Consider the following 22,130-nt stretch of genomic DNA (forward strand, 5'->3'; position numbering starts at 1 on the left):
CTACAAGAGTACCTGTTTGAACAATTGGAAATAAAGTGTTTTTCAATGTCCAAAACAATTGTTCCTGTTGGCGTGGGTCAATTTTCTTAATATGATTTAGTAAATTACGAAAAGCTGTTTTCACGCGGTCCCACACTCCAATTGGTTTTTATAAAGTAAGTATAACCAAAAATTTTGCGTGTTTTCGAAAATCAACAATATTTTTTAACAGAGCCTTATAATAAAAAGCGTCAGCCAAATAGGCTGACGTTTTTTATAGAGGATGTGGAGAAGTAACAAAACCAAAGGAAAGGTGATCTTGTACAGGAATCCACGCACCAATTCCATGAGATGTCACATTTTTAATCATAAGGCTGCGTTGGTTTCCTTTTAATACTAGATACACTTCTCCAAATGTCACTTTTCCCTTTTCATTTACTGCAGGTGCATATGCATGTAAATATCCAAGATGTTTTGGAGCAATATTGTATACACGCGCATGCTTTGTTCCATATCCTACAATGGTTTGAAATGCAAGAGGAAGGTTGGTTTTTTCCATGGCTGTTAGCATCATCATCTTTTTAACATCTTCTGCATTCTTAATATTGGCTGTCAATCCGCCTTGTACGATTTTTTGTGCTTCTTGATTATACCGTAATTGAAAGTATGTTTTAGCACCTCTATTATCATGAAAATTGCGGTTAATTTGCTTGTACTCCCAATTAATCGTGGTCTCCGTTGATTCATAATTAAGCGGCCAATGACCTAAATAAATTTTTGCGCGATAGCCTACGGCTAGTGGTGCATTTGATATTGATGTTTCATTAAACATACGGATTAAATCAGGGTTTTCAATTTTGATTTTTGATGTTTCCAGCAATGTTTTCGCAAGCTCGCTTGGCTGTAACCTCGGTAAATCTTGAGTCGGGTTGGGATACGTATTTTCTTTTGAAATTATTACTACCGAAGAAGGAATAGTAATTTTACCAACAGGTGCTTGTTTCGCAGACTCAGGCTTCCCTTCCGTTTTTGCAAACGTTATGGAAGGAATGGCAAGAGATACACTTAAAAGAAAAAACATAACGACAGTTTTTATACTCTTCATAGATGTAATTCCTTTCTAGTCAAAATAAGTCATCATTATTGTTTTCCCTTTTGCCTTCTATTATCCAACTGTTCACAAAAAAGCACCTCTCAATAAACAAGAAATCCTAAATAAGTTTCAGTTTCATTAACTCTGATGAATGGGGCACTTAGGATTAATTGGATCTAAAGCACTCTTTACCCCAGTATAGATCCTACTTTGTGTATAAGTCGTTCCATTGGTCGATAAAGTAATTGAATAATCGGTCCAATTGTACAGGCTACAATTAAAGTACCAATACCGACAGGCCCTTTTAAAAGGATAGCAAATACAAGAGCAAATATTTCCGCCATTGTTTTGGCGGTCATTAAACTCATGCCGAACCTCTTATGAATAGCAACCATTAAATTATCTATTGGATTTACAGGGAACCTAGAATGAATATACATCGTAATTCCGCATGCAAGAAGCATAATACCGAATATGAGCATAGCGATTCGTTGGATAAGATGATATGTATACTGATTAGTCCATATATGCATCAGCCAGAAATCAAGCAGGATTCCGATGAGAAAAAAGGTAACAACAGCAAAGTATTCAGGCCCTGTCTTCATTAACCACGAATTGATAAATAATAAAACCAATCCATTTATGATGACACATGTTCCTATAGTAAGGCCCGTTGCTTTTGACTGTCCCGCTGCAAGCGCATCCCATGGCCCCGCTCCCAGACTTGCTTTTAATGTCAGGCTTGCCCCTAAGGTTAGTACTGCGATACCTACGATAAAAAAAAGAAATCTTGTAATTTTCATGGTTCGCTCCCTCTGTAAAGTATGTACAGTACAAGGTATTACGTATGTTTGATTCTTAGGACAAAATTAAAAAATTCTTGTTCAACCCGAAAAAAAGAAGCACATCACCTAAAGTAATATAGATGCTGTGCTTCTTTTTCTCCCTATTAGGTAAATATTTTCACTCTTAATCACAACAGATAAAACCCAATACCCATGATTAAGTATGCGGCCAATAATGTAAGACCTTCAAACCAGTTCGTATCCCCATCACTTGTAAGGGTAATAGTTAAAAATACAGCTGTAACCATCGAAATAAGCTCTGGCATGGTAAATACAAGGGGCAGCCTGTCTGCAAATAATAAAGAAATCAGTACAAGTACTGGTGCTACAAACATAGCAATTTGCAATGTGGAACCCACTGCAATTTCAACCGCAATATTCATTTTGTTTTTATAAGCCATAATGATGGCTGAGGCATGCTCTGCGGCATTCCCTACGATCGCTACAATAATAACCCCAATGAATAATTCCGTCCAGCCAAATGAATGAGCCACAGTTTCAAATGTATGTACTAAGCTTTCTGATACATATGCAACAGCGACTGTAGCCGCAGCTAAAATACCAAGAGCTTTCCCTTTTCCCCATTCCGGTTCTTCATGCTCTTCTACTTCATCCGTTTTATGCTGATATACTCCGCGATGCGTTACAAGCTTAAAAAATAAAGCCGCTAAATATAGTGCAATCAGAATAACTGAAATCCCAACACTTAAATGAAATGTCTCATCAATTTGCATTTCCATTGAAAAGACTTCTGGAATTACAAACGCTACGATAACTGCAAAGATTAATAATCCAGAATTATGGCGAGCATCATATACGTTAAATTCTTGTCTTTTAAATTTCAAACCTCCAATAAAAAATGACAAACCGGCTACAAGCAGCAGGTTTCCCAGTACAGAACCTGTTAATGATGCCAGCACTACTTCTGTTAATCCTTCTTTTAACGCAAAAATGGAGATAATAAGCTCTACTGCGTTGCCGAATGTAGCATTCAACAGTCCACCTATACGAGGACCTGAGACAATTGCCAAGCTTTCCGTCGCACGTCCCATATAGCTTGCAAGTGACACAATAGTTAGACAGTACACGCCGAACATTAATGTTTGCGACCAATGAAGCAAGCTTCCTGCTACTGACAAAGGGACACCTACAAGCACTAACATAAAAAATAATCTATTAATCATTCCGTCCAACCCTTCCTACATTTTACAATTTTGTCATTCTTTATTTTATCATTATTTATTTCCATATTTTATTAAATTCATTTTATTTTTTGTTTAAAAATACATCTTCTATGAAAAAGTAAGGAGTAGGCAATATCAAATCCCCGCCAGCGGGAACCACGAAGGGAGTCTCTATCATGGAATTAAAAGAAAAAATCTTGAAATTAATGAATGCACAACGAACAGGAGTATTATCTACTATCCGCAACGGAAAACCACATAGCCACTTTATGATGTTTTTTCATGAAGATATGACAATGTATGCTGCTACAGACATTCAATCTAAAAAAATCCAAGATATTAAACAAAACCCCGATGTTCATGTACTGCTTGGGCAGGACGGTATTAATTGGGACCAAGAATTTTTAGAAATTCAAGGAACTGCAGAAATGACACAAGATCCGGATTTGAAAAATAAATTTTGGACCAACACATTAAAGCGTTGGCTAAATGGGCCTGAAGATCCTAATTATGTCTTGCTTAAGATTACACCTACAGCTGTTTACTATATCGATAAAGCAGGTGCTGTTAAGCCTGAAGTTCTCACCCTGTAATAGTACAGTCTCTCGAAAATCGAGAGACTGTATCGTTTTTAATAATTTTTTTTGAAAAATAGACTTTTTTATGAAAAAATAGTAGCACTTTCTTCGTTTTCTGTTATATAATAGTACTAACTAAAAAAATCTGTATTAAAACAGAAAAACAAAGGGAGCGGATAATTATGAAAAGGGAAGAACGTAAAAATATGATTGAATTTATTGAAAAGAAAAAAGGACTTGAACGAGAGAATTTAGTATATATGACGGATGAAGAAGTAGAACATATTTATAACGTGACCTACTACTTATATGAAGAAATTGCTGAATAAGCAAAACAGTATGATGGAATCATCTGAAACCGGATAGTACATCTTTTCTACCCTCTATTATCTTTGTAAAAAAGCGAAGGAGCACATCCTTCGCTTTTTTACTCTGCAAATATCCACTCAGACAGGGTAGACAAGGAATATGTCGGTTGACTTTCAACAGTTTGCAAATGTTCTTTCGTTGTGACACCTGTATGAACCAATAAAGAATCAATGCCAGCACGTATACCTGCCAAAATATCGGTATCGTAATTATCTCCAATCATGATGGTCTCTTCTTTTGATGTTCCCAATACCACTAAAGCCTGTTCCATAATAATGGATTCAGGCTTTCCTATAAATATCGGCTGTATCCCTGTGCATACAGTCACAACCGAAACAAGAGATCCGTTTCCCGGCAGTAATCCTCGTTCTGTCGGCAAAGCTACATCGCCATTTGTTGCAATAAATGTGGCACCGCTTCGAACATTCGTTGCCGCCCCAGCTAATTTTTCGTATGTAATAGAACGATCTAAGCCAATCACCACATAATCGGCGTCTGTTTCTACAATATTCAACCCCTTTTCTTGAAGGGCGTAATGAAGACCTTCTTCTCCAATGGCATAGACGCGTGCATCTGCTCGTCTCTTTGCAATAAAATGAGCTGTTGCCATACTTGTAGTAAAGACATGGTCCTTGGTTGCAGGAACTCCCATTCCCATTAAATGCTCTGCTACCTGCTCAGGACGCTTAGTAGAATTATTCGTGACAAACAAATACGGCAGCCCTTTTCGTTCTAATTCCTTTACAAATATAATAGCTTCTTCAATTTTTTCCGTACCGCGATACATAGTACCATCTAAATCAATTAAAAAACCTCGATATGATTTCAATGTATAGCCCTCCTCTTAACAAAGCATACAGTCTTAGTGGTTTTACGTGAAGGTACAGGTTGTACGAGTTTAGCTTACACACATAATGTTTCTCCTATAGAAAATGTAAGCGTCTCTTTCCAATCATTAATCTCAGTAATCTTCCGCTTTTTATAAATACTGCTCACCATTTTACTTATTCTTCAAGCCCTCCCATTTACACTCTACAGTACAAATAAAAGGATTGAAAAGTGTTTACCGTCTACGATACCTATATATTTTTACAATACACTCTCGTCATCATTTTGTTTTAATTCCTTATTATTTTGTACATTTACGTAGATATTACGTTCTAAAAAATAAATTATTATGTGTCTTCAAGTAACTTCAATTGAACAGAACAAGAAGATTCATGTAAAATGTCTGTAGCAGTTAAATTACATAGCATTCTAAAAAATCTTTACAGTTTCATTCACTTAGTTACACTAATTTTTAGGACACCATAAGAAAGACTAAGTATTTCATATTGTTTTTTTACATGTATTACTAAATAAGCTATATACTAAGTGTGAACTATTCAGAATAAAGTGAGGACCTTGCATTCATGAAAACTAATACACCTAAATCTATTATCGTTATTTTTGGTGCCACAGGCGACTTAGCTAAACGAAAGCTGTTTCCTTCTATCTTCAGACTGTATCGAAGCGGCAAGCTTTCGGAGGATTTTGCTGTTGTTGGTGTTGCAAGAAGATCTTTATCCAATGAAGATTTTCGTGAAAATGTGAAGCAATCTATCGGGCATTTTTTAGAGAAAAATGTAAGCCACGATACATTTGCCTCTCATTTCTATTATCACCCTTTTGATGTAACAAACGTAGTATCTTATCAAGAGTTGAAAAGCTTGTTGAGTTCTCTTGATGAGCAATATAACACAGAAGGTAATCGAATCTTTTACTTAGCGATGGCACCTGATTTCTTTGGCACCATTGCGGATAATCTAAAGAAACAAGGGCTGACATCTACAGAAGGATGGAGTCGTCTAGTTATTGAGAAACCATTTGGTCAAAATTATGAATCCGCGAAAGAGTTGAATGAACAAATTCGCCAAGCATTTACAGAAGATCAAATTTATCGAATTGACCACTATTTAGGAAAAGAAATGGTGCAAAATATTGAAGTGATTCGTTTTGCTAACGCTCTGTTTGAGCCGCTTTGGAATAACCATCATATCGCTAACATCCAAATCACTTCAAGCGAAACATTAGGCGTAGAGGATCGCGGACGATATTACGAATCCTCAGGTGCGCTTCGTGATATGGTACAAAATCATATGCTTCAAATGGTTGCTCTTCTCGCAATGGAGCCTCCAATCAAACTGACTACAGACGAAATTCGCAGTGAAAAAGTAAAAGTGCTGCGCGCTCTGCGATCGGTTCCCGAGGAACAAGTCGATGATTATTTTATTCGTGGACAATATGGAGCAGGAATTGTGGATGAGGATAACGTCGTTGGCTATCGTGAAGAGAACTCAGTGAACCCTGAATCCAACACAGAAACATTTGTTTCAGGAAAGCTGCTAATCGATAACTTCAGGTGGGCTGGCGTACCATTTTATATTCGTACAGGGAAACGTATGACAGAAAAGTCTACTGAGATTATCATTCAATTTAAAGATTTACCGATGAACCTATATTTTAACCGCGGCAAAGATATCCGTCCGAATCTGCTTGTGATTCATATCCAGCCGGATGAAGGAATCACCTTGCACTTAAACGCTCAAAAAGGCGGCGGTCATGCTTCTTCTACACCAATTCAATTAAATTACTGTAATAACTGCGGTGATAAAATAAATACACCTGAAGCATATGAACGCCTTCTGTATGATTGCATGCTTGGGGACGCAACTAACTTCACGCATTGGGACGAAGTTGCTCTTTCCTGGAAGTTTGTAGATACCATTTCACAAGCATGGGAAAAGAATAAAGCAAAAAACTTCCCGAACTACGAGTCTGGGTCTATGGGTCCTAAGGAGTCTGATGCTTTATTAGAAAAAGATGGATTCCACTGGTGGCCAGTAGGAACAACAAGCTATTTGCTTACATAAGCAAAACCCCATCCTTATCAGGATGGGGCTTTTTAATCTATATTACTTTTGAAACCACTCTGTATGGAAAATACCTTCTTTATCTACACGCTGATATGTGTGTGCACCAAAGTAATCGCGTTGTGCCTGCAAAAGATTGGCTGGTAACGTTTCCGTACGATAGCTGTCGTAATAAGCTAACGCACTAGAAAAACATGGAACCGGAATACCGCGTTCAATCGCTACTGCAAGAACTTGACGCAATGCTGATTGGTAGCTTTCAACAATTTCTTTAAAGTACGGATCTAATAACAAGTTCGCTAAGTTTTGATCACCATCATACGCTTCTTTAATTTTTTGCAGGAACTGCGCACGAATGATACAGCCTCCACGGAAAATCATTGCAATATCTCCATAGCTTAGATTCCAGTCATACTCTTCAGATGCTGCTCGCATTTGAGCAAATCCTTGTGCGTATGAGCAAATTTTGCTCATGTATAGAGCTTTACGAACTGCTTCAATCAGTTCTTCTTTATTACCTGCAAAATCTGGCACTGTAGGTCCTTGCAACATTTTACTTGCTTTTACACGCTCTTCTTTCATAGCAGAAATAAAGCGAGCAAACACAGATTCCGTAATAATTGGAAGCGGTACTCCTAAATCTAAAGCACTTTGGCTTGTCCATTTACCTGTGCCTTTTTGACCTGCTGTATCTAGAATTAAATCAACAAGCGGTTTACCTGTTTCTTCATCTACCTTCGTAAAGATGTCTGCTGTGATTTCAATCAAATAGCTATCTAGTTCGCCTTTATTCCATTCTGCAAACACTTCATGAAGCTCCTCTGCATTTAAACCAATCACATGCTTCATAATAAAATATGCTTCAGAAATTAACTGCATATCGCCATATTCAATACCATTATGCACCATTTTTACATAATGACCGGCACCATTAGGCCCAATATATGTGCAGCAAGAATCTTCCTCCACTTTTGCAGAAATTGATTTTAAAATTGGTTCTACAAGTTCATAAGCTTCCTTTTGACCGCCAGGCATAATAGAAGGTCCCTTTAAAGCTCCTTCTTCACCGCCTGAAACCCCAGTACCGATAAAGTGAATACCTGCCGCTTCTAATTCTTTATTACGTCTGATTGTATCTAAGAAGAACGTGTTTCCTCCATCGATTAGGATGTCACCCTTTTCAAGATACGGCTTCAGTGAATCAATAGTCGCATCTGTCGGTGCACCAGCTTTTACCATTAATAAAATTTTACGCGGCTTCTCCAATGAGTTTACAAACTCTTCAACACTATATGTACCAACGAAATTTTTTCCCTCTGCTTCATTCTTTAAAAATTCTTCCGTTTTATCAGCTGAACGGTTATAAACAGCTACTGAGTAACCTCTGCTTTCTATATTTAACGCAAGGTTTTTCCCCATAACCGCTAAACCGATAACTCCGATTTGTTGTTGTGCCATAGTCATTCGCTCCTTAACTCTTTCTAGTCTTACGTAAAAATAACACATTAAATTATACCAATTATCGAAAGATATGATAAACAATAACGTATCGAATTACCATTTTTCAATTTTGTTCCTGATTACACTCAGTTCAAAACACTATCCTTATATTATTTCAATTCAAAGCCTTTCATTCATAAGCTTCAAGCAATTCTCACTTTTGTTGGTCTGCAGGATAGACAACGCCTATTTGTTTTCTTGCTTCTTCCATAATTTTTGCCGTTATCAGTGAATAATTATAGGAATTTATAGCTGATTCAACCTTTCCGTTTTTGATCAACTCTACGAACTCTTTTGCTTCGTAATACATTGTATTACTTTCTTGAGGCTGAGAAATATCTTCCACAGAGCCGTCTCTATAACGAATTTCCACCCTTTCAGGGGTATGAATTTTATCAATAATAATGCTGCCATTCTCTCCTTGAATTTCACAAGGTACATATGAATCTGTAATTTTTGAATACATAATAGACGCATCCATTTCTTCATACTGCAATTGAATACTGCCCTGTCCATCTACGCCGGACTCTAACATATACCCCATCCCTTGCACCTGTTTTGGTTCCCCAAACAGGACAACTAGTGGATAAATACAGTAAATTCCTATATCCATTAATGCACCATTTGAAAAAACTGGATTAAAAGCATTCAGTACATTGCCTTGCTTATAGGAGTCATATCTTGAGGAATATTGACAATAGCTCGCAAAATAGCGGCGAACCTTTCCAATCTTATGTAGATGTTCTTTTATACATAGAAAATTCGGCTGTAATGTGGATTTCATTGCTTCCATAAACAATACGTTGTTCTTGCGTGCAACACGAATCATTTCTTCTGCCTCTGCCGTATTAGAAGCAAGAGGCTTTTCACATATCACATGCTTCCCATGCTCCATCATAAGAATTGCCTGCTGTGCATGCAAAGAGTTTGGACTCGCAATATATACTGCTTCAATTTCTTCACTTCTGGCCATTTCTTCAAGATTCGTAAATATGTTTTCTACATTAAACTTCGAAGCAAATTCTTTTGCCTTCTCTTCAGTTCTGGAATATACAGCCGTTAAAGAAAAATCCTCGACTTTAATAGCTGCATCAATAAATCTTTCTGTTATCCAATTTGTTCCAATAACACCGAAATTTATCAAATTATCACCTCATAAACTCATGTGGTATTTATCATACCAAACTTTCTCTAGTATGGCATACTTTAAGCAACTAAGCTTCCATTTTTATTATTCAAAAAAACAAATACTCCCCCAATATACGTAAAAAATGAAAAGTTGGACCTCTCGCATTTATGTGGTGACCTGAGTACGATCTTCATTTAGCATTTTTTCAGTTATTTTTAAATACTTTACGAAATATCATCTGGACAACCAATCATAGTGGTAACTTCGTAAATTTTTAACCGTTCATTTTGCAGCAATACCTTTACCTTTTCAATCCGAACACATACTAACTAATCAGATCAAAAATATTAATATAACGAAAAAGAGCAACCTCATACAGGCGCTCTTCATTAACAGTAGTTACAATTAATCGTGCTTTTACAGTCAAGCCTCTCCCGCATTCATTAAATAAAACACTATAAACGCATTATCGCTGCAACGAAAGCACCATATAATCTTCATCATAATATTTATCATTAACCCGCAATGCCCGCTTCTCCGTACCAAAGTGTTCGAACCCTAAACGCTCATACAATACCTTCGCAGCATCGTTAATGGTTACAACAACTAAGTTAATTTGCTCAAGATCCTGGAGCTTCTTCGCCTCTGCAATAAGCTGTTGAAGCAAAAGTCTACTTATACCTTGTCCACGATAATCTGGAGTGACATACATTCCCCAAACCATTCCCTTATGCTTCATTTTCATTGCCTGCTCTTGACGAAATCCCGCCGTGCCAATTAATTTTTCTTCTTTCGAAAACGCCCCTACGATAAAATTATTATTTGTTACCGGAAACGTTTCGGCCAATTGCTTGACTGTCCGAGTCACTGCTTCTTCGTAACTGGAGCCAAATGCCTCAGGATTAGTTTTGAGTGCTTCTAATCGAATGTCACGGTAGGATTCTACATCTGCTCTTGTCAACAATCGGATGTCCATAATCTTTTTCTCTCCTTTATAGCACGATTACTATCTATTTTCTTATTCTCCATACCTTCTTCTTGCTTTTACAGTGCATGTTGAAATGCACTAAGTACCTTCATATAAAAACAAACGACACTTATTTACTTCCCATTTCATACACTTTAAAGATTGAAAAATTTGTAAACAGTCTACTTAGTAAGAGGAAGTAAAATAAACAGCTTCTTCCTTTATTCTTCTGATAAGATTTGAACGCTCTCTACCATCTTGTTTTAACCTTTCAATATTTCGTTTTTTACCAAGGTATGATCGAATGTCTATATTAGTATAAATAACATCCCGATACTGTTTATGTGCATACAAATCCCTAAACCAGTCTTCCTGCTCCAAAGACTTCAACCGATGTGCTAGCTTCTTATTACTTGGATTTCTATTGATAGGCCAATCCAATAAATCACATATCAACGCCTCGACAATACCTTGTAGTAAAAACCTTACCACCCACCAAAAAGCTCTAAACACATTACCAATTATTTCTTCCATGCTCGGCCCTTCCTACTTTGGTATACGAATACCTTTTACAGGGTAATAAACACCTTTTACTTTTCCTAAAATCTCACTTTTACGAATGGTTCCCAACCCATTACGGCTGTCACGGCTCACTAGGCGATTATCCCCCATTACAAACACATCATCATTTGATAAGGAAATTGGACCAAAATTACCGGTCAGTTGCATCATTAATTTGTCCGCTTGTTCTTTATTTTCCTTCAAATACGGTTCATTTTGTGGTTGGCCGTTAATATATAATTGGTCATTCTTAATTTCTATGAGATCCCCTGGCAATCCAATAATTCGTTTTACATAATAATCATCCGTTTTAATCACAACAATGTCTCCATGGTGTAAATCATGTGTATAAGTAACGAGCTTACTAACAATCAACTTATCTCCTGTGTGCAAGGTCGGTTCCATTGAAGCCCCTTCGACCTTTGTTGGAAAAAAGACAAACGCTTTCAAAAGCATAACAATTAAAAAGGCAAATCCAATTGATTCTATCAGCTCGCGCAGGGTAGATTTTTTCTCCATTTTTTCTCCTTTTCCATATGACCTATTATAATTATATCAAACCAAAGTTTTCCCTTATGTAAAAAAAGCTCTATCTTTTATAAAAGATAGAGCCTATATTAAGACGCTTTTTCGATTGTTTTCTCTTTTACATTCGGTGTACGATTAACGACAATAATTCCTGTAGCCACACATACTAATCCTAACAGGACAAATGCATGAATAGCTTCGTTCAGCATTAACCCGGATAACATTACACCAAATACAGGAATTAAAAACAAGTACATTGATACTTTCCCTACCTGATTGTACTTCATAACCGTATTCCAAATCATAAATCCTGCAGCAGAAACAAATGATAAATATAACAACATAAGCACTGCCTTCAAATCAAAGGTAAATGGCAGCAGCCCCACTTGTACAATGCCGATGGCCAAGAGCCCGAATGAACCAAATAACATTTGGTAGCTGGTTAAATAACCAACATCCATTTTTTTGCTTCCTTCCTTCGCAAGAATATTGCCGTACGAATACGAGATTGTCGCGAGTAAAAGAAGAAACTCTCCAATTCCAAACTCCAGCTTCAATTCTCCTCTTGAAATGTTAACAAGAATAACTCCTAAAAATCCAATAAACAACCCAACAAACTTGCGGGTATTTAACGAATCCCCTTTATAGTAAAAATGGGCCAAAATTAGTTGAAAGAACGATGCAGTACCCGCAATAATAGATCCCTGAATACCTGTACTAAAGCTAAGACCGATATAAAACATTAAATATTGCAGGAATGTTTGAAACAAACCGATTTTCATCACTGCACCAGCTGTGGCTTTCTGCAGCTTCATTTGTTTACCCATAACACTAAACACTAATAAAATAATAAGAGCAGATAGAAAAAATCGATAACCGGCAAATAAAATTTGTTCTGCAATGTCTTTTTGACCGATACCAAGCTCTTTATAACTCAGTTTAATAAACGGAAACGCACTCCCCCATAAGAAAGTTGTAAATATTGCTGAAACAGCAATACCTAAAGGGTGCGTAAAAAATTTGTTTGCTTTCACATAAAGACTTCCCTTCAGTATTTCTACACAACATATCTATTTATATCAGCAGCACATAAGAAAGGCAACTAAAAAACTTTTATGCACAATCAATTTTCTTTCCTCCCATGTCAACATATGGTATAATGAAGAACATTATAATACTAACCTGCAAATATAATCTGTTTACACTTTATATACCCACGCTGCTATCTCTGTGATAGCAGCTTTCGTCATTTTATAGGGATAACGATTTTGATTCTTTTTCTCAATGAGAATGGAGGAGGATTTCATGAGTACAGAAGCTAAACGAATAATGAACAGCCAAGAACTTGGAGGTTCAGAAAAGCCATCATTGCTGCAAGTGTTTCGCAGTCATTATGAACTCGTATTTGCAATAGCATGCGGTGTCTTTATTTTTATCGGTTGGTCATTAGATAAAACAGAGCAATCCACTGCTTCTACAGCCTTTTATTTACTTGCTTTTTTAATTGGCGGTTATGCCAAAGCGAAAGAAGGCATTGAGGAAACAATTGCTGAGAAGGAACTCAACGTGGAAATGCTGATGATCTTTGCTGCTATCGGATCCGCTATGATCGGATACTGGACAGAAGGTGCCATACTGATTTTCATTTTTGCGTTAAGTGGTGCTTTAGAAGCCTATACCATGAGCAAAAGTCAAAAAGAAATTTCAGCTTTATTGGATTTACAGCCCGAAGAAGCTTTGCTAATTAACAATAATATAGAAAAGAGGGTATCGATACAACAACTGCAAATTAAAGACCATATACTTGTTAAGCCAGGTGAACGCATTCCAGCTGATGGAATAATCATCAAAGGAGAAACTGCTATTGATGAATCTGCCATCACAGGAGAGCCTGTTCCAAATGTAAAACACCTAAAGGATGAGGTTTTCGCAGGGACAGTAAATATGCGTGGCTCTATTATTGTTGAGATTACAAAACCAAGTGATCAAACATTATTCCAGAAAATCATCCGTCTTGTACAAACAGCGCAAAGTCAAAAGTCACCTTCTCAACTGTTTATCGAAAAATTCGAAGGAACCTATGTAAAGATAGTGTTATCAGTAGTGGCATTAATGATGATTGTTCCCCATTATGCACTAGGATGGAGTTGGAATGAAACCTTATATCGCGCCATGATTCTACTGGTTGTTGCTTCTCCTTGTGCTCTTGTGGCGTCCATCACACCAGCTGCTCTATCAGCAATTTCAAATGGTGCACGTCATGGAATTTTATTTAAAGGCAGCGTCCATTTAGAACGATTGGCTTCTTTACAAGCAATTGCGTTCGATAAAACAGGGACATTAACTAAAGGAAAACCCGCTGTGACAGATGTATATACGCGTGAAGGAGTAAGTACAGAAGAGATTCTGCATATAACTGCTTCTATCGAAAACCATTCAACTCATCCTCTTGCTGAATCTATTGTGAAATACGCAAAGGAACAATACAATACAGCACTAAGTACACCTGAGAATGTGGAAGATGTTACCGGATTCGGTCTGCAAGGTGTATTGAATGGTAAAGAATATAAAATAGGAAAAAGCGATTTTGTAGGAGAAGAAGCTCATACATTCCATAATTCCATTTCAAGCAAATTGGCGCAGCAAGGAAAAACAATAGTCTACATCCAAGACGAGTATGGTATTTTAGGATTGATTGCTTTAAAAGACGTGCTGCGTCAAGAAGCCGTAGCTTCTATACAGGAATTGAATAAATTAGGTATTAAAACCATTATGATTACCGGTGACAACGAGCAAACCGCACAGGCAATCGCTTCGGAAAGCGGAATTTCCGAATACTACGCCTCCTGCTTACCAGAAACTAAAGTAGAAACCGTAAAAACCTTAAAACAAAAATACAAAAATGTGGCTATGGTAGGTGACGGCATTAACGATGCCCCAGCTTTAGCAACTGCCAGTGTTGGTATTGCCATGGGAGAAGGTACGGATGTGGCTCTAGAAACAGCAGATATTGTATTGATGAAAAATGAACTATCTCGTCTATCGCAAGCTATTTTGCTTTCCAAACGCATGAATACCATTGTAAAGCAAAACGTGGTTTTCTCATTAGCTGTTATCATGCTGTTGATTTGCTCAAATTTTTTACAGTTTCTTGATTTGCCATTCGGCGTTATTGGACATGAAGGAAGTACTATCTTAGTTATTTTGAACGGATTACGCTTATTGAAATCGAATGGATAAACATGGTGAAAATCAGCTTTATTGTTAAAAAGCGCATCGGTATATAGCCGATGCGCTTTTTGCTTAATGATAGTCGTTATGTCCATTCGCACTGCTGCTTGTTTTATGCTTAGGCTGAGAGCTGCTACGCTGCTTGCGTTGGTTTTTATCGTTTGTGTTGTTTCCATGCTGGTTTTTGCTCATGGTGATCCTCCTACATTAAAATGGTTACACCTATAGTATGGAGGAACTATGGTTTTTTATAATGGGAATCCTTTCCGCTTGTACGATAGCAATTGAGCAATGCATTAATCTCTCCGCCAAGTAAAACGACCCAACCGGTCAGATAGAACCAAAGCATTAAAATGATGATTCCCCCAATACTCCCGTAAGTAGTAGAATAGTTCCCGAAATTATCAACATAATAGGCAAAAAGATAGGAGACAGTTATCCATCCTCCAGTTGCAAATAACGCCCCAGAAATAACTTCCATAGGTTTTAATTTACGGTTGGGGGCTAATTTGTATAAGAAAGAAAATATGATTAGAATCACTAAAAAACTAAATAACAATCGAAGAATACTCCATACATGTAAGAAGTTATGCGACAATCCAAACACTTTCAATACAGCATTTCCAATCACCTTTCCAAAAACAGGAATAAACAAAGCAAACATAATGACAAACACCATGCCAATTGTCAGTACAATTGCTAAGCCTCTTGTTATATAAAACGGTCGTGTTTCCTTTATGTCATATGCTCGGTTAAAAGCCCTCATAATGGCATTAATGGCATTAGAAGCAGCCCACAGCGTCGCTAACAACCCGAACGATAAGAGACCGCCGTTTTGTTCACCTACAATTTTCTCTACATTTGTTTCAATGAGCTCCATTGCATCTACTGGAGCATATTGCCGAAGGAATTCGAGGACATCTTGCGTTTCAATCGGAAGGTATCCAAAGAGGGTAATTATAAAAAATAAGGCAGGAAATAAAGACAGTAAGAAGAAGTAAGCGAGCTGAGCAGCCAAGCCCGCTAAATCGTCATCTTTTGTTCGTACTACAAGGTCTTTGATAAATGTCAGAATGCTACTTCTTCTTTCTGCAGAAAGCATTTGTTTCACCTACTTAGCTTGGGATTTTTTCTCGTCCGTTTTTGTTTTGTCCCCAATTAAAGCTTCGTTTGTTATTTCATCCTGTTTTTGGCCTACAAGCTCTTCGCTTTGTTTTTCGTTCTTTACAATCTGTTCTGTTTCTTCTTCAATTGTTTCTTCCTGTACACCTTGGTTTGCTAGTACAATCCCTCTTGTTTCTTCCATTTCATCAATTTCTGATACCATTGGCTCTTTCTCGAGAATTGCTGTCTCCTCTAACGCAGCAGCAACTTCTGTTTCTCCATTATCTTGTACATTTTGTTTTGTCTTAATAAAGCGCTGACGAGTTTCTTTTAATGTTTCCATGACAGCCGGAGTTATTTTTTTAAATTCACTGACTTTATTTTTCACTTGAGAAAGATCTGTAAGCTCTTTTCCCTTAATACTTATAGTTTGTACATTTTCTTTTACTTTGTTTTTAAAATCTGCAGGGTTTTCACGGATTTCAATCATTTTAGTTTTTGCTTTTCTCGCGTTGCGTACAACTTTCTCACGATTATCTTTTTTTAGTAAAGTAACCGCAGCACCTACTACAACTCCAATAGCAATGTTTCTCACAATGTTATTCTTCTTTTCCATAAATCCTTCACCCTTTCATAAATAATATAAAGTTAAATCTTGTGCTTCTTGCGAATAAACTGCAGCAACTCCCGACAACCGTATGTTACCACTTCATATACTTCCTGAAAGTTTCCTGTAAAATATGGATCGGGAACATCCTTCCAGTCCTGATCAGGAACAAAATCAGACAACCGTCCTATATATGCTTCCTGTCGAACTTTACCAATTTTTTGAAAATCAATCAAATTTTTGTTGTCCATCGCAATTATGTAATCGAATTTTGTTAAGTCTTCTTTTTCTACTTGACGAGCTTGAATTCCTTCAAAAGGTATTTCATTTTCTGTTAAAATTTTTTGTGTACCTTCATGAGGAGGATATCCGATATGCCAATCTCCCGTTCCTGCAGAATCAATTACGATCTTTCCTTCTAATCCTTCTTGCTTTACGAGGTTGCGAAAAATTGCCTCTGCCATAGGAGATCGGCATATATTCCCTAAGCAAACAAATAATACAGATATCATAGTTTTCTTCCTTTCATGGTATCCATTCTTATGTTTAGTATAAACAATCCATTTTTATATATAAAGAAAACCAGAGAGGTTTTAAATGGTTTGTGATATTTCTTTCACTCCTGTTATATGAAAAATGTTAAGATACAGTTATAGTAAATAAAATTGGGGGGCTTCATATGGATTTATCTGTAAAATCTCTAGAAAACGTTGAATATATGGTAGAGGCCATTAAAGAAAAACTTCGTATGGTAAATGCTGGAGCAGTACGAGCTTCCAGCTTCAATGAAGAAATGTATGAGGAACTAAAAGAAATTTACGAGCTTGTGATGAGAAAGGATACATTCAGCATCAGCGAAATGGAAGCAATTGCAGCTGAGCTTGGTTCTCTTACGAAGAAGTAAAAAAGCATTTGAAACTTGTTCGCTTTTTCTGTATAGTAAGGATGATAATTCAATACGTAATCCACAAGGGGAGCCAATATGGCTGAGAGTGAATGTTGTATTCAGACCCTTCGAACCTGTTAGTTAATGCTAGCGTAGGGATGTGGCTTAGAACGGTCAGCAATACAAGGGGCATCTAGGCATTCCTGTATTGCTTTTTTGTTTTATAAAGCTCCTTGGACAGGATTACGCATCATAAGGAGGAGACATCTATGGGAAACAAGCGCATTCAATTTTTAATCGAAACAGCTATGTGCTCGGCATTAGCAATTATTCTTGATACTGTCCCATTTTTTTCTTTTAAGCTTTGGGCACAAGGCGGTTCTGTTTCGTTCGCTATGATTCCGGTATTCTTAATGGCGTTTCGATGGGGATGGAAAGGCGGTTTGGCAAACGGACTTATGTTTGGCATACTGCAAGTAGTCACACAAGCCTACATTGTACATCCAGTACAAGGCTTTATCGACTATTTCTTCGCCTTTACAGCACTCGGTTTTGCGGGTGTATTTTCTAATAAGATTAAACAAGCATTTGCGGCAGGGAATAATAAGAAAACCATTCTTTATATCTCATTAGGAGTATTATTAGGAAGCGCACTTCGATTTTTAGCCCATTTCACCGCAGGTATAATTTTCTTTGCGGAGTTTGCTCCAAAGGGTCAGCCGGTTGCACTCTATTCTCTTGTATATAATGCTTCTTACATGGTGCCTGCTGCGATTTTATCCGCGGTTATTTTATCGTTTATGCTAACCACTTCACCACGTTTAGTACGTGTAACCAAACCAGCATAATCTTTAGCTGCCTAAAAAAATTGTCGAGCCATAATTAAACAAACGTTTGATTAAATTAAAATAAACCCTTGAAACCGTAGGGTATCTACCTCTTAATCAAACGTTTGTTTAAGAAATAAGAAAAAGCATCGAGACACTTTTCTCGATGCTTTTTCTATTAATATGCTTTTCCCCAATATACCATTGTTTGTGCTGGTTTACCGCAACACACGCAAGTATCAGATAGCCATTCTTGTTCAAACGGCATGCAGCGAGATGTTACACCCGCTTCTTCTTTCAGCATTTCTTCACACGATGCTTCTTTGCACCACATAGCTTTAATAAAACCAGGTTTTCTATTAGCAATTTCTTTTAATTCTGAAAGGGTTAATACAGTATAGGTTTTCTCTTCCCGAGATACACGGGCTCTTTCTAGCATGGATTGATGAACTTCCTCTAGAAGTGCGGCAATACGCGCTTCTAGATCCTCCATCGACACAAATTCTTTCTCCTTCGTATCACGACGTACCAACACCACTTGATTATTTTCCATATCTTTTGGGCCTACTTCTAAACGAATTGGTACACCTTTCATTTCATATTCGTTAAACTTCCAACCGGGTGTCTTATTTGAAGCGTCCAAACGAACTCTTGCTATTTTAGCAATACGTGCCTGCACCTCTTGTACTTTATTCAGCACCCCATCTTTATGCTGAGCAATAGGAATGATAATAACTTGTGTAGGTGCAACCTTTGGTGGCAGTACGAGTCCATTATTGTCGCCATGTACCATAATAACAGCTCCTATTGTGCGAGTCGTAATTCCCCAAGAAGTTTGATGAGCATATTGCATTTCCCCATTTTTATCTGCATATTTTATATCAAATGCTTGAGAAAAGTTTGTTCCGAAATTATGGGAAGTTCCTGTTTGCAATGCTTTTCCGTCATGCATTAGGCTTTCAATTGTATATGTCGCTGTGGCCCCTGCAAATTTTTCTTTTTCAGTTTTTTGTCCTTTAATTACAGGAATCGCTAAGTAATCTTCGCAAAAAGATGCGTACATGTTCAAAATATCGATAGTTTCTTTCTCAGACTCCTCTGCCGTTGCATGAATTGTATGACCTTCCTGCCATAAAAATTCTGTAGTACGTAAAAATGGGCGTGTTGTTTTCTCCCATCGAACAACCGAGCACCATTGATTATATAGCTTTGGAAGGTCATTATATGATTGTACAATTTTTGCAAAATGCTCGCAAAACAGCGTTTCAGACGTTGGCCGTACACATAACCGTTCTGTCAGTTGCTCACTTCCTCCTTGCGTAACCCAAGCAACTTCAGGAGCAAAGCCTTCCACATGATCTTTCTCTTTTTGTAATAAGCTTTCTGGAATGAACATTGGCATATATACATTTTCATGTCCCATTACTTTCAAACTATCATCAAGCACTCTCTGAAAATTTTCCCACAAAGCATAGCCATATGGACGAATAATCATACAGCCCTTTACACTTGAATAATCAACTAGTTCTGCTTTTTTTACAATATCGGTATACCATTGAGCAAAGTCTTTCTCCATTGCCGTAATTTCCTGTACAGCTTTTTTTTCCTTTGTCACATTATTTCCTCCTCAATTAGATAAATAAAAAAAGCCCGAATCCCTAAAACAGGGACCGAGCTTTGTTCGGCGGTGCCACCCTCATTAATGCAATCATACACTCTCTCAACGTGGATAACGGTAATTGCCGCTGCAGCCTACTTTCATGTTCAGTGCAGAACTCCAAGGCTGGTTCAATACGCCCTTTTTAAGAGTCTTACAGCCGTGGACTCTCTCTCTGGAAAAATTGGGACAGCATTTACTATTCCTCTTCATAGTGATGTCATATAAGATTTTAGATTATTTTAATACAATTATATTTTTGTTTCAATAGAAAAAACAGATAATTTAAAATTTAGTATCACCTAGTATCTATATTTCATACTAAAATTTCAACATATCAGATTTCTTTAAAAGCGCTTGTAAAACCTTCGTTAAATTCCTTTCTATTCTGCTTTCTCTTGCTCTACTTCCAATAGAATAAACATATAAAGGGGGAATTTTTTGTGAAAACAACAAAAGCTGAGAAAAGCTGGATGTTTTATGATTGGGCTAATTCCGCCTACACCTTAGCCATCACCACCGCGATTATGCCTCTATACTTTAAGATGGTGGCAGAAGAGGCTGGTATGAAAGCTTCTACATCAACAGCCTACTGGGGATACGCCAATTCACTGGCGACATTGCTTATATCCATTTTAGCACCTATTTTGGGGACAATCGCTGACTACAAAGGCTATAAAAAGAAATTTTTCTCGTTTTTCTTTATATTAGGTGTCCTATTTACCGCTTTACTTTCAGTAGTGCCCGGAAACCAGTGGAGCGTATTATTAATTATTTACATGGTTACAGCTATTGGCTTTGCTGGCTCCAACATTTTTTATGACGCATTTTTAGTCGATGTAACAACAGAAAAACGGATGGATAAAATTTCAGCAAATGGCTTTGCCATCGGTTATATAGGCAGCACCATCCCATTTATTTTCTGTATGGCGATTATTGTGCTGGCGCAGCAAGAACTTGTCAGCTTATCCGTCATAGCAGCCTGTCAAATTTCATTTTTTATTACAGCAATATGGTGGGGGATATTTACCATTCCAATGCTTCGTAATGTAAAGCAAGTATATTATATAGAGCGAGAGGCTCATCCAATCGCAAACAGCTTTAAACGTTTGTTCATAACATTTCGCGATATTCAAAAACACAAAACTTTGTTTTTATTTTTAATAGCGTATTTCTTCTATATTGACGGAGTCAGCACTATTATTAAAATGGCCGCCACATATGGAAGCGATTTAGGAATCAGTGCTACTAATCTGTTAATTATTTTATTAGCAACACAATTTATAGCATTTCCCTTTGCCTGGTTATATGGAAGACTGGCTGAAAGATTCCCAGGAAAATCCATGCTCTATGTAGGGATTATTATCTATACCATTCTTTGTATCTATGCCTATTTTATTGATACAACAACTGATTTTTGGATATTGGCACTGCTTGTCGGAACTTCACAAGGGGGCATTCAAGCTTTAAGTCGTTCGTATTTTGCCAAGCTTGTACCAAAAGAGCAATCTAACGAATTTTTCGGATTTTACAATATATTTGGCCGTTTCGCAGCGGTTTTAGGACCTTTTTTAGTAGGTATCATTTCGCAATTGACCGATAGTACAAATAACGGCGTGTTGAGCATTGTAGTATTGTTTATTATCGGGGGAATATTATTGATAAAAGTGCCAAATCAATCGACAGAAATAAAACAAAAGGGCGACTTTCCCGTGTAAATCTGCTAAAAAGAGCTTACGGATCCTTACTCCGTAAGCTCTTTCCAATTATGAAATTCACGCTCCAAATCCTCAAACTTTATAAAACGTGCATGACGTGAAACCTCTTTTCCTCCCACAAAGAACAATAAAGCAGGCGCTGTAAAAACTAAATATTCCGCTGCAACTTGTGGAACGGTATCCATGGGAACTAACATACTTTTTATCATAGGGTACTCTTGTAACAGTCCTATTGTTTTTTCTAAAACTACATCACATACACCACAATTTATACTCTTAACAAAAAGCAAACACATGGTGCCACTTTGTATAACACTCTTTATACTGTTATGTCAACACTAAACTAGACAACTTTTTTAAGGTGTTTATCTTTATAATCAATCGGACTTTCATATCCAAGGGTTCCGTGAATTCGTATGTTATTAAACCAGTGGACATAGTCCTGTAATTCCCTT

At 37.2% G+C, this 22,130-nt stretch carries 22 protein-coding genes, 2 pseudogenes, 1 riboswitch and 1 other annotated feature; of the genes and pseudogenes, 7 read left to right on the forward strand and 17 right to left on the reverse strand.

The genetic code is table 11. From position 1 onward, the window contains the following. The 4 genes and pseudogenes from J7Q84_RS17575 to cax form a co-directional block, all read right to left on the reverse strand. A pseudogene (locus J7Q84_RS17575) lies at window positions 1-124 on the reverse strand (IS1595 family transposase); the annotation flags it as partial. A 129-nt stretch (window positions 125-253) separates the two neighbouring features. Continuing rightward, a complete protein-coding gene (locus J7Q84_RS17580; RefSeq protein ID WP_209096451.1) occupies window positions 254-1,084 on the reverse strand; it encodes a YfkD famly protein in 831 nt (276 codons plus the stop codon). A gap of 176 nt (window positions 1,085-1,260) precedes the next feature. Then, window positions 1,261-1,875, reverse strand: coding sequence for a YczE/YyaS/YitT family protein (locus J7Q84_RS17585; protein WP_209096453.1), 615 nt, complete (start codon window positions 1,873-1,875; stop codon window positions 1,261-1,263). 170 nt (window positions 1,876-2,045) lie between these two features. Continuing rightward, window positions 2,046-3,101: a calcium/proton exchanger gene (gene cax, locus J7Q84_RS17590; RefSeq protein WP_209096455.1), complete on the reverse strand. Its 1,056-nt coding sequence runs from the start codon at window positions 3,099-3,101 to the stop codon at window positions 2,046-2,048. A 176-nt stretch (window positions 3,102-3,277) separates the two neighbouring features. Here cax and J7Q84_RS17595 point away from each other — a divergent pair, with 176 nt between their 5' ends. Next, a complete protein-coding gene (locus J7Q84_RS17595; protein WP_209096457.1) occupies window positions 3,278-3,694 on the forward strand; it encodes a pyridoxamine 5'-phosphate oxidase family protein in 417 nt (138 codons plus the stop codon). Window positions 3,695-3,861: 167 nt separating this feature from the next. Continuing rightward, entirely contained in the window at window positions 3,862-4,008 is a 147-nt protein-coding gene (locus J7Q84_RS17600) for a BH0509 family protein (protein ID WP_209096458.1), read from the forward strand. A gap of 98 nt (window positions 4,009-4,106) precedes the next feature. On the opposite strand, the gene J7Q84_RS17605 is transcribed toward J7Q84_RS17600, so the two are convergent. Beyond that, window positions 4,107-4,877 (reverse strand): TIGR01457 family HAD-type hydrolase, encoded by a 771-nt coding sequence (locus J7Q84_RS17605; RefSeq protein WP_209096460.1) that lies wholly within the window; start codon window positions 4,875-4,877, stop codon window positions 4,107-4,109. Between the two features lie 583 nt (window positions 4,878-5,460). On the opposite strand from J7Q84_RS17605, the gene zwf reads away from it, so the two are divergent. Next, window positions 5,461-6,960 (forward strand): glucose-6-phosphate dehydrogenase, encoded by a 1,500-nt coding sequence (gene zwf / locus J7Q84_RS17610; protein ID WP_209096462.1) that lies wholly within the window; start codon window positions 5,461-5,463, stop codon window positions 6,958-6,960. Window positions 6,961-7,002: 42 nt separating this feature from the next. Here the strand turns inward: zwf and gndA are convergent, their stop codons facing one another. The 6 genes from gndA to J7Q84_RS17640 form a co-directional block, all read right to left on the reverse strand. Further along, complete coding sequence (gndA, locus tag J7Q84_RS17615) at window positions 7,003-8,418, reverse strand: NADP-dependent phosphogluconate dehydrogenase (protein WP_209096464.1); 1,416 nt, start codon at window positions 8,416-8,418, stop codon at window positions 7,003-7,005. Between the two features lie 196 nt (window positions 8,419-8,614). Further along, window positions 8,615-9,604 (reverse strand): Gfo/Idh/MocA family protein, encoded by a 990-nt coding sequence (locus tag J7Q84_RS17620; protein WP_209096466.1) that lies wholly within the window; start codon window positions 9,602-9,604, stop codon window positions 8,615-8,617. A gap of 451 nt (window positions 9,605-10,055) precedes the next feature. Continuing rightward, on the reverse strand, window positions 10,056-10,565 hold the full coding sequence (locus J7Q84_RS17625; RefSeq protein WP_209096468.1) for a GNAT family N-acetyltransferase: 510 nt from the start codon (window positions 10,563-10,565) through the stop codon (window positions 10,056-10,058). A 177-nt stretch (window positions 10,566-10,742) separates the two neighbouring features. After that, window positions 10,743-11,090, reverse strand: coding sequence for a hypothetical protein (locus J7Q84_RS17630; protein WP_209096470.1), 348 nt, complete (start codon window positions 11,088-11,090; stop codon window positions 10,743-10,745). A 12-nt stretch (window positions 11,091-11,102) separates the two neighbouring features. Further along, window positions 11,103-11,636, reverse strand: a complete 534-nt coding sequence (gene lepB / locus J7Q84_RS17635) for a signal peptidase I (protein ID WP_209096472.1) — start codon at window positions 11,634-11,636, stop codon at window positions 11,103-11,105. Between the two features lie 98 nt (window positions 11,637-11,734). After that, a complete protein-coding gene (locus J7Q84_RS17640) occupies window positions 11,735-12,679 on the reverse strand; it encodes a DMT family transporter (protein ID WP_209096474.1) in 945 nt (314 codons plus the stop codon). A gap of 271 nt (window positions 12,680-12,950) precedes the next feature. Here J7Q84_RS17640 and J7Q84_RS17645 point away from each other — a divergent pair, with 271 nt between their 5' ends. Then, window positions 12,951-14,885: a heavy metal translocating P-type ATPase gene (locus tag J7Q84_RS17645; protein ID WP_209096476.1), complete on the forward strand. Its 1,935-nt coding sequence runs from the start codon at window positions 12,951-12,953 to the stop codon at window positions 14,883-14,885. Window positions 14,886-15,114: 229 nt separating this feature from the next. On the opposite strand, the gene J7Q84_RS17650 is transcribed toward J7Q84_RS17645, so the two are convergent. From J7Q84_RS17650 to J7Q84_RS17660, 3 genes and pseudogenes are all read right to left on the reverse strand, one after another. Beyond that, complete coding sequence (locus tag J7Q84_RS17650; RefSeq protein ID WP_209096478.1) at window positions 15,115-15,987, reverse strand: YihY/virulence factor BrkB family protein; 873 nt, start codon at window positions 15,985-15,987, stop codon at window positions 15,115-15,117. Between the two features lie 84 nt (window positions 15,988-16,071). Next, window positions 16,072-16,596 (reverse strand): annotated as a pseudogene (locus J7Q84_RS17655) (hypothetical protein); the annotation flags it as partial. Between the two features lie 32 nt (window positions 16,597-16,628). Then, a complete protein-coding gene (locus tag J7Q84_RS17660; protein WP_209096480.1) occupies window positions 16,629-17,099 on the reverse strand; it encodes a low molecular weight protein-tyrosine-phosphatase in 471 nt (156 codons plus the stop codon). A gap of 167 nt (window positions 17,100-17,266) precedes the next feature. On the opposite strand from J7Q84_RS17660, the gene J7Q84_RS17665 reads away from it, so the two are divergent. Together J7Q84_RS17665 and thiT are read left to right on the forward strand one after the other, a co-directional pair. Next, window positions 17,267-17,491, forward strand: coding sequence for a DUF1128 domain-containing protein (locus J7Q84_RS17665; protein WP_209096482.1), 225 nt, complete (start codon window positions 17,267-17,269; stop codon window positions 17,489-17,491). A gap of 56 nt (window positions 17,492-17,547) precedes the next feature. Beyond that, a riboswitch (TPP riboswitch) is annotated at window positions 17,548-17,649 on the forward strand. Between the two features lie 93 nt (window positions 17,650-17,742). Further along, window positions 17,743-18,321 (forward strand): energy-coupled thiamine transporter ThiT, encoded by a 579-nt coding sequence (gene thiT, locus J7Q84_RS17670; RefSeq protein ID WP_209096490.1) that lies wholly within the window; start codon window positions 17,743-17,745, stop codon window positions 18,319-18,321. A gap of 157 nt (window positions 18,322-18,478) precedes the next feature. On the opposite strand, the gene proS is transcribed toward thiT, so the two are convergent. Beyond that, window positions 18,479-19,876 carry a proline--tRNA ligase gene (gene proS, locus J7Q84_RS17675; protein WP_209096492.1) on the reverse strand — a complete coding sequence of 466 codons (1,398 nt, stop codon included), beginning with the start codon at window positions 19,874-19,876 and terminating at the stop codon, window positions 18,479-18,481. 86 nt (window positions 19,877-19,962) lie between these two features. Continuing rightward, window positions 19,963-20,179 (reverse strand) — a binding site (T-box leader). Window positions 20,180-20,430: 251 nt separating this feature from the next. Between proS and J7Q84_RS17680 the strand changes: the two genes are divergently transcribed. Next, window positions 20,431-21,675, forward strand: a complete 1,245-nt coding sequence (locus J7Q84_RS17680; RefSeq protein WP_209096493.1) for an MFS transporter — start codon at window positions 20,431-20,433, stop codon at window positions 21,673-21,675. A 26-nt stretch (window positions 21,676-21,701) separates the two neighbouring features. Here the strand turns inward: J7Q84_RS17680 and J7Q84_RS17685 are convergent, their stop codons facing one another. Continuing rightward, complete coding sequence (locus J7Q84_RS17685; RefSeq protein WP_247739348.1) at window positions 21,702-21,884, reverse strand: thioredoxin family protein; 183 nt, start codon at window positions 21,882-21,884, stop codon at window positions 21,702-21,704. Window positions 21,885-22,018: 134 nt separating this feature from the next. Beyond that, on the reverse strand, window positions 22,019-22,130 hold a 112-nt coding region (locus tag J7Q84_RS17690), incomplete at its 5' end, for an IS3 family transposase (protein ID WP_209096494.1).

Origin of the sequence: Bacillus sp. 165 (assembly GCF_017742235.1) — a bacterium.
Classification (GTDB): Bacteria; Bacillota; Bacilli; order Bacillales; family Bacillaceae_G; genus JAGHKQ01.

Excerpts from the sequence above, each read along its gene's own strand:
- J7Q84_RS17580 (WP_209096451.1), bottom strand. The coding sequence starts at position 1,084 with ATGAAGAGTATAAAAACTGTCGTTATGTTTTTTCTTTTAAGTGTATCT.
- J7Q84_RS17585 (WP_209096453.1), bottom strand. The coding sequence starts at position 1,875 with ATGAAAATTACAAGATTTCTTTTTTTTATCGTAGGTATCGCAGTACTA.
- cax (WP_209096455.1), bottom strand. The coding sequence starts at position 3,101 with ATGATTAATAGATTATTTTTTATGTTAGTGCTTGTAGGTGTCCCTTTG.
- J7Q84_RS17595 (WP_209096457.1), top strand. The coding sequence starts at position 3,278 with ATGGAATTAAAAGAAAAAATCTTGAAATTAATGAATGCACAACGAACA.
- J7Q84_RS17600 (WP_209096458.1), top strand. The coding sequence starts at position 3,862 with ATGAAAAGGGAAGAACGTAAAAATATGATTGAATTTATTGAAAAGAAA.
- zwf (WP_209096462.1), top strand. The coding sequence starts at position 5,461 with ATGAAAACTAATACACCTAAATCTATTATCGTTATTTTTGGTGCCACA.
- gndA (WP_209096464.1), bottom strand. The coding sequence starts at position 8,418 with ATGGCACAACAACAAATCGGAGTTATCGGTTTAGCGGTTATGGGGAAA.
- J7Q84_RS17625 (WP_209096468.1), bottom strand. The coding sequence starts at position 10,565 with ATGGACATCCGATTGTTGACAAGAGCAGATGTAGAATCCTACCGTGAC.
- J7Q84_RS17630 (WP_209096470.1), bottom strand. The coding sequence starts at position 11,090 with ATGGAAGAAATAATTGGTAATGTGTTTAGAGCTTTTTGGTGGGTGGTA.
- lepB (WP_209096472.1), bottom strand. The coding sequence starts at position 11,636 with ATGGAGAAAAAATCTACCCTGCGCGAGCTGATAGAATCAATTGGATTT.
- J7Q84_RS17645 (WP_209096476.1), top strand. The coding sequence starts at position 12,951 with ATGAGTACAGAAGCTAAACGAATAATGAACAGCCAAGAACTTGGAGGT.
- J7Q84_RS17660 (WP_209096480.1), bottom strand. The coding sequence starts at position 17,099 with ATGATATCTGTATTATTTGTTTGCTTAGGGAATATATGCCGATCTCCT.
- J7Q84_RS17665 (WP_209096482.1), top strand. The coding sequence starts at position 17,267 with ATGGATTTATCTGTAAAATCTCTAGAAAACGTTGAATATATGGTAGAG.
- thiT (WP_209096490.1), top strand. The coding sequence starts at position 17,743 with ATGGGAAACAAGCGCATTCAATTTTTAATCGAAACAGCTATGTGCTCG.
- proS (WP_209096492.1), bottom strand. The coding sequence starts at position 19,876 with ATGGAGAAAGACTTTGCTCAATGGTATACCGATATTGTAAAAAAAGCA.
- J7Q84_RS17680 (WP_209096493.1), top strand. The coding sequence starts at position 20,431 with ATGTTTTATGATTGGGCTAATTCCGCCTACACCTTAGCCATCACCACC.
- J7Q84_RS17685 (WP_247739348.1), bottom strand. The coding sequence starts at position 21,884 with ATGATAAAAAGTATGTTAGTTCCCATGGATACCGTTCCACAAGTTGCA.